9 protein-coding genes and 1 tRNA gene are annotated in these 10,748 nt (G+C 61.4%); 8 read left to right on the top strand and 2 right to left on the bottom strand.

Going from position 1 to position 10,748, the window contains the following annotated elements; translation table 11 throughout:
* Window positions 1-279: 279 nt before the first annotated feature.
* Together AC0L14_RS33000 and AC0L14_RS32995 are read left to right on the top strand one after the other, a co-directional pair.
* Window positions 280-1,740, top strand: a complete 1,461-nt coding sequence (locus AC0L14_RS33000; RefSeq protein ID WP_473752031.1) for a phospholipase D-like domain-containing protein — start codon at window positions 280-282, stop codon at window positions 1,738-1,740.
* Between the two features lie 154 nt (window positions 1,741-1,894).
* The gene (locus tag AC0L14_RS32995) at window positions 1,895-2,695 is read left to right on the top strand and encodes an endonuclease/exonuclease/phosphatase family protein (protein WP_473487316.1); all 801 of its coding nucleotides are present in this window, start codon (window positions 1,895-1,897) and stop codon (window positions 2,693-2,695) included.
* Between the two features lie 829 nt (window positions 2,696-3,524).
* On the opposite strand, the gene AC0L14_RS32990 is transcribed toward AC0L14_RS32995, so the two are convergent.
* Both AC0L14_RS32990 and AC0L14_RS32985 read right to left on the bottom strand, forming a co-directional pair.
* Window positions 3,525-3,614, bottom strand: a tRNA-Ser gene (locus AC0L14_RS32990).
* A gap of 96 nt (window positions 3,615-3,710) precedes the next feature.
* Window positions 3,711-3,983: a hypothetical protein gene (locus AC0L14_RS32985; RefSeq protein WP_473752029.1), complete on the bottom strand. Its 273-nt coding sequence runs from the start codon at window positions 3,981-3,983 to the stop codon at window positions 3,711-3,713.
* Between the two features lie 36 nt (window positions 3,984-4,019).
* Here AC0L14_RS32985 and AC0L14_RS32980 point away from each other — a divergent pair, with 36 nt between their 5' ends.
* The 6 genes from AC0L14_RS32980 (at window position 4,020) to AC0L14_RS32955 (ending at window position 10,745) form a co-directional block, all read left to right on the top strand.
* Window positions 4,020-5,249 (top strand): septal ring lytic transglycosylase RlpA family protein, encoded by a 1,230-nt coding sequence (locus tag AC0L14_RS32980; RefSeq protein ID WP_473640272.1) that lies wholly within the window; start codon window positions 4,020-4,022, stop codon window positions 5,247-5,249.
* Between the two features lie 114 nt (window positions 5,250-5,363).
* Window positions 5,364-6,530, top strand: coding sequence for a D-alanyl-D-alanine carboxypeptidase family protein (locus AC0L14_RS32975; protein WP_473752028.1), 1,167 nt, complete (start codon window positions 5,364-5,366; stop codon window positions 6,528-6,530).
* Window positions 6,531-6,592: 62 nt separating this feature from the next.
* Window positions 6,593-7,264, top strand: a complete 672-nt coding sequence (gene tmk, locus AC0L14_RS32970) for a dTMP kinase (RefSeq protein WP_473752026.1) — start codon at window positions 6,593-6,595, stop codon at window positions 7,262-7,264.
* Entirely contained in the window at window positions 7,261-8,316 is a 1,056-nt protein-coding gene (locus AC0L14_RS32965; protein WP_473752025.1) for a DNA polymerase III subunit delta', read from the top strand. Before tmk ends, AC0L14_RS32965 begins: the two co-directional genes overlap by 4 nt.
* An 81-nt stretch (window positions 8,317-8,397) precedes the next feature.
* Window positions 8,398-9,951 (top strand): methionine--tRNA ligase, encoded by a 1,554-nt coding sequence (metG, locus tag AC0L14_RS32960; RefSeq protein ID WP_473752024.1) that lies wholly within the window; start codon window positions 8,398-8,400, stop codon window positions 9,949-9,951.
* Window positions 9,951-10,745: a TatD family hydrolase gene (locus AC0L14_RS32955; protein ID WP_473487475.1), complete on the top strand. Its 795-nt coding sequence runs from the start codon at window positions 9,951-9,953 to the stop codon at window positions 10,743-10,745. Before metG ends, AC0L14_RS32955 begins: the two co-directional genes overlap by 1 nt.
* The last annotated feature ends 3 nt before the right edge of the window (window positions 10,746-10,748 follow it).

Genomic DNA, 10,748 nt, shown 5'->3' with positions numbered 1-10,748 from the left:
TTGCCGAAATCATCCGCCACGTCTGCGATCCACCGAGGCGACGAAAAAGCCAATCCGCCGCAGCAAGGATAACGCTCATGCCCTAAGTTAGCGCCTATGGGGGCCGTTCCATCGAACCAGGCAGCGGCTCTGTCCAGTTTTGTTACCGTGGTCTGGAGGCTTGCGGTGCTCTGCATTACGAATTGGGTGACTGCGGCCAAAACTTGGTCAAGAGGTGCTAATCAACGCCGGGCATGAGCTGCATTGCGTTCTGCAACCGCTCGCTGGATAGTCCTGGCGATGTTGCAGACCTTAATGACTCATTGGCCCCAGATCCTCGCGATCATTCCGCTGGTGATGGCGGCCATCGGCATTGTCCACGCCATAATGACGAAGGAAGACGTCCGCGCCGCCACAGGTTGGGTTGGCGTGATGTTCCTGTCGCCATTCCTTGGCGCGATCATCTACGCCGTTGCCGGCATAAACCGCATCCGTCGTGCAACGATCAGCGCCATGCGGCCCCTTTCCAGCGAGGCGGCTTCCGCAAAACATGAGCGCAACATTGCCGCCGAGGAATTGATTGCCGAGCGGTACGGCCAACGCTTCACCGGCCTGAAGACATTGGGCGACAGGGTGGCCCGGCGTGCCCTGACCTCGGCAAACGCGATTGCGATATTGGAGACAGGTGACGAGGCCTATGCCGCAATGTGCCGAGCGATTGATGGCGCTCAACGCGCTATCCTTCTCGAGACCTACATCTTCGACAATGACGATGTCGGGCGGCTTTTCGTGGAATCTCTCGCCGGAGCCGTCCAGCGGGGTGTCAGCGTTCGCGTGCTGATCGATGCCGTCGGGGCGCGTTACTCCGTCCCCAGCAGTCTTGGGCGTCTGCGAGAGGCAGGAATCACAGCAGACCTCTTCAACGGCAACATTGTCATGGGCCTGCGTCTTCCCTACGCCAACCTCAGAACACACCGGAAGATCCTGGTCGTCGATGGCACGATTGCGTTCACCGGAGGGATGAACATCCGAAAGGGATTCTCAGCCGAGTTCGCCGGCTCCTCCAGCGCGAGGGACACGCATTTTCAGGTCACCGGGCCGGTCGTAGCCGACCTTTTTTCGGTTGCCGCCGAAGATTGGCGCTTCGTGAGCGGCGAGCTCCTGAAAGGCGAAAACTGGCAAGTGGCCACGCTTCCCGCAGCTCCCGGTCAACCGATGCTGGCGCGGGCGGTTGCATCCGGGCCGGATGCCAGCATCGAAACGAACCACAACTTGCTGATCGGGGCATTTTCCGTCGCCCGCAAATCGATCCGCATCATGTCGCCCTATTTCCTGCCGGATCGGGAACTGATCAGCGCGCTGACGACCGCGGCCAGGCGAGGCGTCGAGATCGACATCGTGGTACCGGCGGTGAACAATCTCTTCCTCGTCGACCGGGCGATGACGGCGCAATTCGATCAGGTCCTGAAGCACTATTGCCGCGTATGGCGCACGGAGGGCTCGTTCGATCATTCGAAGCTGCTGTCGGTCGATGGAGTTTGGGCTTATATAGGATCCTCCAATCTTGATGCCCGGTCCCTGCGGCTGAATTTTGAGATTGATATAGAGGTTCTTGATGCAGGCTTTGCCGCGGAGATTGAAGCGCGGATCGGATCGGCAATCGCCTCCGCCGCGTCTGTAACGATCGAAACCTTGAGAGCCCGGCCATTTATCGTCCGCCTGTTTGACCGAGTGTTGTGGCTGGGATCGCCCTACCTTTAGAGGCTTTCTCGTTCTGCCGGGGGGAATTCGGGTGACGCAGCCATCGCTCCTTTTAAGCGCCGCATCTCGTCAGGGCAGGGAAGCAGCGATTGCAGATCCTATTTGAGTGAGACAAAGCTAAGTCTTGAAGGTAGTGAGGACGAGCAGCAGACTCATGCAAAGAACTGGACATAGCTTTCCTGCAAGTGTGCTCAAATCCATTCGCGACAGAAAAAAGCAGAAGGCGAAGGCTGCGCCGTCCGAAGGGACACGCCCCGCGGGGACTCTGGTCGCATCTTACAACGTTCACAAATGCGTGGGCGTCGACAGAAAGTTCGATCCCGAACGAATCGGTCGCGTCATCCGGGAAATCGCCCCGGATGTCATTGCGTTGCAGGAAGCGGACAATCGCTTTGGAGATCGTGCCGGCCTTCTGGATCTGCTGCGTCTCGAATTGGAAACAGGCCTGGTGCCGGTGCCGGTGTCCGGAAACGGCAAAGGGCACGGCTGGCACGGCAACGTTCTGCTTTTCAAACGGGGCATCGTTCGCAATGTCCATCAGATAAAGCTCCCGGGGCTGGAGCCGCGCGGAGCCCTGGTTGCCGAAATCGATCTGGACGAGAAACGAACTCTGCGCATTATCGCAGCCCATCTCGGCTTGCTGCGCCGATCGCGCTCCGAACAGGCCCGTGTCGTGCTCGAAATCATGAACAGACCGGACGAAAAACCAACACTGCTGCTCGGCGATTTGAACGAATGGCGACTCGGAAACCGTTCCGCGCTGAACACGCTGCACACGACTTTCGGTCCCGCGCCGCCGGCGGTCCCCACCTTTCCATCGAGTCTGCCGCTGCTGTCGCTCGACCGGATCATGGCAAATCGACACGGAATGATCTCAACCGTCGAAGCCCATGACACGCCGCTTTCGCGGGTCGCCTCCGATCATCTACCGCTTATAGGATTCATTCGCCTATGATGTAGCTGCCCAGCCCCATGGATGGAGATCGGTTCAAAGGGAAGTTCTAGTCTAGACTAGCGGAGCGGGGGCGGCCCAGCGGCTTTGTTGCGGGGGGAGGCCGCTGGGCCTGACCAGCGAGCCTTCGGGGGGCGTGCTCACGTGGCTGGTGAATACGTGAATTAAAGCTAATGCAATCGAAACATGCGAACGAAGTACGTGTCGGTAATTCCGCTGCGCAGAAGCCATAAGGTGCCCCGCAATGGGTCAATAAGTCTGGCACGGCAGTTGCTTGGTCAGGTATGGGGGAAACGGGGCGGAGGCCCGTCGCTTCGCAAATGTAGCGGCGGGTCTTCTGCATAGAGGTCGCGTCCCAGCCTACGCGCTGCCGTCTCGCTTTCCTCATCAATCGTTCGGACTGGCAGATAGGCGTTGGTTTCCAGCCACTCGCGCGGCACGATCTGAATGAGGTCCGACCGGCCAATTTTCATTTCGGCCGCGATGGAGTTTAGAGCGTCCTCCGTCGCGGGCTCCAGCGGCACGCCGGCAACGTTTCTGAGCATCAATGCGTGCGGCGCAGGATGATCTGCAGTTCCGCCCCGCGACATAGCTGCGATCGGTCGGCGGCGCTTTCAAGCTCTCCCGCAAAAGACGGGCGGTCATTCAGAGGGCCGAATGATCAGTGGCGGTGCAGCGCAAATTGCGACAATGCGGACCATCAAAGGCCAAGCACGGTTGTTAGCGGCGTTGATTTGGGCCTTCATCGTTTGTGGACGTTAGGAACGGAGTTAGGAACTAGCCTTGATAAAAATGGAAAAGGTAACTTAAATCAGACACATAGCTTAATATCTGGCGGAGGGAGTGGGATTCGAACCCACGGTGGGCTTGCACCCACGCCGGTTTTCAAGACCGGTGCCTTAAACCGCTCGGCCATCCCTCCATCGTGATTTTTCAATCACTTGGATGCTCGTCCTGATCTCAACTCATACCTGTCGGCACTGCTGCGCCACCCGGAGATCGTTCGCGCTTCATTGCTCTAGTGCGCCCGACGAAGTCCTGTCAACCAGCCGTTGCCTGTTCCTGCCATGGGCGTTTGACGGCGGAACTGAACCACGTCGAACATCGCTGCGCCGAAGATTGAAAAGCGGTGGTTTTTCACAACAATCGCCGGGACGGTTTGCGCCACAATCTCGCCCGGTTCCGACCACAATCGGTTAATACGGTGATAAACAATTCCTGTGCACAAGGGATTGCGAATCAAGGTGGCGCTGGCATTTGTCGAGTGGGTTTTGGCCCTGCCGACGGTCAAGTTGCGGTGCCTTTGTTGAGAGGGGACAACCAAGAAATGCAAAGCACGGCGCGCCCGCGTCTTCGTCGCGCTTCCGCTTTCGCGTTGTTTGCCCTGTCGGCTGCCTTGCTGGCGGCTTGCGCCGCGCCGCCACAGCCAAAGGCGATGGTCAACAAGAAACCCCGCTCCAAGGAATATTTTTCCGAATCCGAATACGGCGTGAAGGCCAGCCCGCGCGTCACCTTCAAGATGTCGGGCCTGCAGCGTGGCGGCGGACGCGACCAGCTCGGCAAGCCCTATCAGGTGCGCGGCAAGTGGTATTATCCGAAGGAAGACAAGCGCTATGCCAAGATGGGTCTCGCCTCCTGGTATGGCGAAGCCTTCCACGGCAGGCTGACCGCTAACGGCGAAGTCTACGACATGACACATCTGACCGGCGCGCATCCGACAATGCCGCTGCCGAGCTATGCGCGCGTCACCAATCTGAAGACCGGCAGCTCGGTCATCGTGCGCGTCAACGATCGCGGCCCTTACCATGACGGCCGCATCATCGATGTGTCGAAGCGCGCCGCCGAAATGCTCGACTATGCCAATATCGGCACGGCCAAGGTGAAGGTCGAATATGTCGGCCGGGCGCCGCTTGACGGCAATGACGATCGGTACCTGATGGCCTCCTATAATCCAGGCAACAGAGTGCCGGATCCGTCGGACGGCTTGCCCACCGGTGTCATGATCGCCATGGATGGACCATCGCCGAGTACGGCGTTGGTCGCCGCCGCTCCATTTCCCGGCCAGTTGACGAATTCCGCATCGGCACAGCCTGTCATTGCCGCGCAGGCGCCGGCCTCCGGCAATGTGACGCTGCCCGATTTCGGGCCGATCGTGCCGGAACGCCCGCAGATCAATCTGCCGGCGCAATCGCCGTTCGGCGTAGCGGCGCTGTCTTACGCGGACGAACGCGTGCAGCGCGCCTCCAATGTCTTTGCCGCGCTGGATGGCGCCGGCATGTCGCCTGCCGAAATCCTTCGATCGTGGAAGCGGCAAGCTCCTCCGGCCGCTTCGCCCACGGACTATATCGCGGCTGGCTCGTTCGAGGATGCCGCCGAGGCGCAGCGTGTGGCAGCCCGGCTTTCCAGCTTCGGCAAGACCGAAATCCAGCGCTCCGAATTCGAGGGCAAGGACTGGTATTCGGTCAACCTCTATCCGGACGGCCATGGCAGCCTGGACGAGATGCTGCAGGCGGCATGGTCGCATGGCGCACCGGACGCGCTCGTGGTTCGGAACTGACCGGCAAAACCTGAAGTTTTGCCCTGTTGTCCATCGCGCGGTTGATCGGCCGGGACAAAGCCTGATAGCTTGTAGAGCTTGCCCAGAAATACCGGCTGACAGGTCGAACCTCCCATGAAATCTCGCTTCGCCGCGCCTCTCGCCGGGCTTTTGGGTTTTGGCCTCCTGCTGCTTTCGCTGGCTCCGGCCGCGGCGCAGCTTTTCGAGACCAAGGCCGCGCAGGCCTTCATGATCGATGCCGAAACCGGAACGGTGCTGTTTTCCAAGGATGCCGACAGGCCGATTCAGCCGGCGTCGCTGGCCAAGCTGGTGACGATGGAGGTGGTGTTCAACGCCATCAAATCGGGGCGCGTGACGCTCGACGACACATTCGTGGTGAGTGAGAACGCATGGCGCACCGGCGGCGCGCCATCCGGGACGTCGACAATGTTTGCCAAGCTGAAGTCAACGATCCGGCTTGAAGACCTGATCCAGGGCGTGACGGTTCAGGCCGCCAATGACGGCTGCATCATCATCGCCGAAGGTTTTGCGGGATCGGAGGCGAATTTCGCGACTGAGATGACCGAGCGCGCAAGGCAGATTGGCCTCGAAAAATCGACATTCGTCAATGCAACCGGTCTGCCGGCCGACGGTCAGCAGACAACGGTTCGAGAGCTTGCGATTCTGGCCCTGCATATCTGGCGCGAGTACCCGGACCTCTATCGCTACTACGGCCAAAAGGATTTCACCTGGAACAAGATCACCCAGAGGAACCGCAACCCGCTGCTGGCGATGGATATCGGTGCCGACGGCCTGGCGATCGGCAGGAGCGAGGCATCCGGGTTTGGCGTCGTCGGCTCGGTCAGCCACAGTGGCAGGCGGGTCATTGCGGCGATGAGCGGCCTGGCAAGTGACCGCGAGCGCGCCGAGGAAGCGCGAAAGCTGCTCGATTGGGGCCTTCGTTCCTTCCAGAAGACCGAGATTTTCGCCAAGGACGAGGTGGTCGGCGAGGCCCAGGTTTTCGGCGGTGCGAAATCCGGTGTGGCGCTGAAGGCAAAAGCGCCCGTGGTCATCTTCCTGCCCATCGCCAACCGCGACAAGCTGACCGCCAAGATCGTCTATGACGGGCCGGTTGCAGCTCCCGTGGAGGAGGGACAACCAGTGGGTGCGCTGCAGGTCTGGATCGGTGATACGCTGAGCCAGGAGACGCCGCTTTTCGCGGCCGAATCGGTTGGCGTCGGCACGCTGCCGCAACGCGCGCTCGATGCCGCCAAGGAACTGGCCGTCGGCTGGCTGCGTTAGCACCATGCGTGGATCTTTTCTCAAGTCAGGACTATTACGGTCCCGCAGCATGGATAAGGGCTTTGGCGTACGGATTTTTCATCACCTTCGAAGGCGGAGAAGGGGCAGGCAAGTCGACGCAGATCGAGCGGCTGGCCAGTAAGATGCGCGCCAAGAAATACGATGTCCTTGTCACGCGTGAACCGGGTGGCTCGCCGGGCGCAGAGGCGGTCAGGCATGTCCTGCTTTCCGGGGCTGCCGAGCCATTCGGCCCCCGGATGGAGGCGCTGCTTTTCGCCGCCGCGCGTTCCGACCATGTCGAGCAGGTCATCCGGCCGGCGGTCGAACGCGGCTCGATCGTGCTTTGTGATCGCTTCATGGACTCCTCGCGCGTCTACCAGGGCGTCACCGGAGGCCTCGACCCGGCGTTTATGGGAGCGCTGGAAAAGGTCGCCATCAATGGCATGGTGCCCGACATAACGCTGATCTTTGATATCGACCCGGCCGAAGGACTGCGGCGCGCCACGGCGCGGCGGGGCACCGATGCCGGCGCCGACCGCTTCGAAAAGGAAACACTTGATATCCACCAGCGCCGCCGCGAAGCCTTTCTGGCAATCGCCGCGGCAGAACCCGAGCGCTGCATCGTCGTCGACGCGTCCGCCGACCCCGACACGGTGGAGAATGTCGTCACCGCCGCCGCATTCGCGGCCCTGGAGACGATGACGCCGGCGCACAGGAAGGAGGCGCCGGGATGATTTTCGAACGGATCGCACCAGAACAGCACGACACGCTGGACGGCGTCCCGGAGCCATCCGAGACGCCGCGTCTGGTCGGGCATGGCCAGGCGGCGAACATGCTCGCCACCGCCTATCGCTCCGGGAAGCTGCCGCATGCGCTGATCTTTGTCGGACCGGTCGGCATCGGCAAGGCGACGCTCGCCTTTCACCTGGCGCATCATCTATTGAAGCATCCGGCGTTCGAACAGGCGCCGGAGGTCCTTGCCGTTCCCGATCCGGCGTCATCGCTGTTTCGCCAGATCGCCACCGGCGCGCATCCCTCGGTGCTGCATCTGACCCGCCCGCCGAACGACAAGACGAAGAGTTTTAAGACGGTCGTCACCGTCGACGAGATCCGCAAGGTCAGCCGCTTCCTGTCGCTGACCTCGCATGACGGCAGCTACCGGGTGGTGATCGTCGATCCGGCCGACGACATGAATACCAATGCTGCCAACGCTTTGTTGAAGAATCTTGAAGAACCACCGGCACGCACACTGTTCATCCTCATTGTCCATGCGCCGGGCAGCCTTCTGCCGACGATCCGCTCGCGCTGCCAGATGGTGCGGCTGACTCCGCTCGATGCCGAGAGCCTGATGACGGTTCTGGAGAGCGTCGAACCACCGCCACCGGACGATCCCGCGGCGCGCGCAGCACTGGCCAAGCGGGCAGGGGGCAGCGCGCGCACCGCAATCCTGTTGACGCAGTATGGCGGGCTGGAAATCGCCGAAACGCTCGACGCTCTGGCGACAGCGGGAAAGAGCGATGTTGCCGGCGCCTATCGCCTCGCGGAGGCGGTCGCCGGGCGCGACCGGGCCATCCAGTTCGATATCTTCAATCGCCGTGCGCTCGACCTGCTCTCGACCGGTGCAAGCCAGGCCGCGCTGGCGGGCGATATGGCGCGGGCCAAAACGCTGTCGGATACTTGGCACGAGGCTTTGAACGCTATATCTGAGACCGACACCTACAATCTCGACAAGAAGCAGCACGCCTTGACCATGATCGACCGCCTGAATTCTGCAATGCGAATGTGACGGCCCATCGGGATGGCAATCGCCGTTTCGATACGATATCTCACCGGCATCTTTCATTCAGACATTCATGACGGCTCATCCATGGCACTCGAAAAATACTACCTCACGACGCCGATCTTCTATCCGAACGGCAAGCCGCATATCGGTCATGCCTACAATGTCATCGCCAGCGACACGCTGGCCCGCTTCCAGCGGCTCGACGGCAAGGACGTCTTCTTCGTCTCGGGAACCGACGAGCACGGTTTGAAGATGCAGCAGACGGCGGACGCCGAAGGCCTGACGCCAAAAGCGCTTGCCGATCGCAATTCGGCGATCTTCCGCTCGATGCTTGAAGCGACCGGCTGTTCGAACGACGTTTTCATCCGCACCACCGAGGAGCGCCACTACAAGGCGTGCCAGGCGATCTGGACGCGCATGGCGGAAAACGGCGACATTTACCTCGACCGCTATAGCGGCTGGTATTCGGTGCGACAGGAAGCCTATTTCGACGAGGCTGAAACCAAGGTCGGCGACGACGGCATACGTCGCGAACCGCTCGGCTCGCCCGTCGAGTGGACCGAGGAAGAGAGCTATTTCTTCCGCCTTTCCGCCTATCAGGACAGGCTGCTCGCGCTCTATGAGAGCAGCCCCGAATTTGTCGGACCGGCGGAGCGGCGCAACGAAATCGTCAGCTTCGTCAAATCCGGGCTGAAGGACCTGTCGATCTCGCGCACCACGTTCAAATGGGGTGTGCCGGTGCCGGGCGACGACAAGCATGTGATGTACGTCTGGGTCGATGCACTGACCAACTACATCACGGCTGCCGGTTATCCGGATGCGGCCGATGACAGATGGTCCTTCTGGCCGGCGAACGTCCACGTCATCGGCAAGGACATCGTCCGCTTCCATGCCGTCTACTGGCCGGCCTTCCTGCTGTCGGCAGGGATCGAACTGCCGAAGCGCGTATTCGCGCATGGCTTTCTGTTCAACCGCGGCGAGAAGATGTCGAAGTCGGTCGGCAATGTCGTCGATCCGTTTGCGATGATCGAGCATTATGGTCTCGATCAGGTACGCTATTTCTTCATGCGCGAGGTGCCGTTCGGCCAGGACGGCAGCTATAGCCACGAGGCCATCGTCAACCGCACCAATGCCGACCTCGCCAATGGCCTTGGCAATCTGGCGCAGCGCTCGCTGTCGATGATCGCCAAGAACTGCGGCGGCGTAGTGCCGAAACGCAGCGATCTGGCGGAGGTCGACAGGGCGATCCTCGACCAGGCGGTGGAGGCGCTTGCTACTGCACGCAAGGTGATGGCGGAGCAGGGCATCCACCTAGCGCTGGCGGCGATCTTCGGCGTCGTGGCGGAGGCCGATCGCTACTTCGCCTCGCAGGAACCCTGGGCGCTCAGAAAGACCGATCCGGCGCGCATGGAAACGGTGCTGTGGACGACCGCGGAAGTCGTCCGACGCGTGGCGCTGCTGTGCCAGCCCTTCATTCCGGGATCGGCCGCTAAGCTGCTCGACCTGCTGGCCGTACCGGCGGACAGCCGCGATTTCGTACATGTCCACGCGGACCATGCGCTGGTATCAGGGGTTGCTTTGCCCGCGCCGGAGGGTGTGTTTCCGCGTTACGTCGAGCAGCCGGACGCGAACATCTGATGTTGGTGGACAGTCACTGCCATCTCGACTTTCCGGACTTCGCAGAGGAGCGGGCGGCCGTCGTCGCCCGCGCTTTAGCCGCCGGAATCGGCCGCATGGTGACGATCTCGACGCGTGTGAAGCGGTTCCAGCAAGTGCTTGAGATCGCTGAGTCTTTCGACGAGGTTTACTGCTCGGTCGGCACCCATCCGCACAACGCTGCCGAGGAGCTGGACGTGACTGTCGAGGCGCTTGTCCGGCTGTCCGCTCATCCCAAAGTGGTGGCGATCGGCGAGGCCGGGCTCGACTATTTCTACGATCATGCGCCGCGCGATGCGCAGGCGCAGGGCTTTCGCACGCACATCGCCGCAGCGCGCGAGACGGGCCTGCCTCTGGTCATCCATGCGCGCGACGCCGACAGCGACATGGCTGATATCCTCGAGGACGAAACAGGGAAGGGCGCCTTCCCCTTCGTCCTGCACTGTTTTTCGTCCGGGCGCAGGTTGGCCGAAGTCGGGGTGGGGCTCGGCGGCTTTGTTTCCTTTTCCGGCATCGTGACTTTCAAGAATTCGACCGAGCTGCGCGCCATCGCCGCCGATGTGCCACACGACCGCCTGCTGGTCGAAACCGACGCGCCCTACCTCGCGCCGATACCGTTTCGCGGCAAGCGCAACGAGCCTGCCTATGTCGCGCATACGGCCAAGGTGCTGGCCGAAACGATCGGCGTCAGCGAGGCCGAAATCGCCGCCGTCACCACCGACAATTTCTTCCGGCTGTTCAGCAAGATGCCGCGCCCGACCGCGCTGAGCGCCTGACGC

It is taken from the genome of Mesorhizobium sp. WSM4841 (genome assembly GCF_055811515.1).
The sequence above is the reverse complement of the archived record's forward strand: the minus strand, read 5'-3'. Positions and strand labels throughout refer to the sequence as shown.

Bases quoted from the DNA above. Each gene is read 5' to 3' on its own strand.
- AC0L14_RS32980 (WP_473640272.1), top strand. From the start codon at position 4,020: ATGCAAAGCACGGCGCGCCCGCGTCTTCGTCGCGCTTCCGCTTTCGCG.
- AC0L14_RS32965 (WP_473752025.1), top strand. From the start codon at position 7,261: ATGATTTTCGAACGGATCGCACCAGAACAGCACGACACGCTGGACGGC.
- AC0L14_RS32955 (WP_473487475.1), top strand. From the start codon at position 9,951: ATGTTGGTGGACAGTCACTGCCATCTCGACTTTCCGGACTTCGCAGAG.
- metG (WP_473752024.1), top strand. From the start codon at position 8,398: ATGGCACTCGAAAAATACTACCTCACGACGCCGATCTTCTATCCGAAC.
- AC0L14_RS32995 (WP_473487316.1), top strand. From the start codon at position 1,895: ATGCAAAGAACTGGACATAGCTTTCCTGCAAGTGTGCTCAAATCCATT.
- AC0L14_RS32975 (WP_473752028.1), top strand. From the start codon at position 5,364: ATGAAATCTCGCTTCGCCGCGCCTCTCGCCGGGCTTTTGGGTTTTGGC.
- AC0L14_RS33000 (WP_473752031.1), top strand. From the start codon at position 280: ATGTTGCAGACCTTAATGACTCATTGGCCCCAGATCCTCGCGATCATT.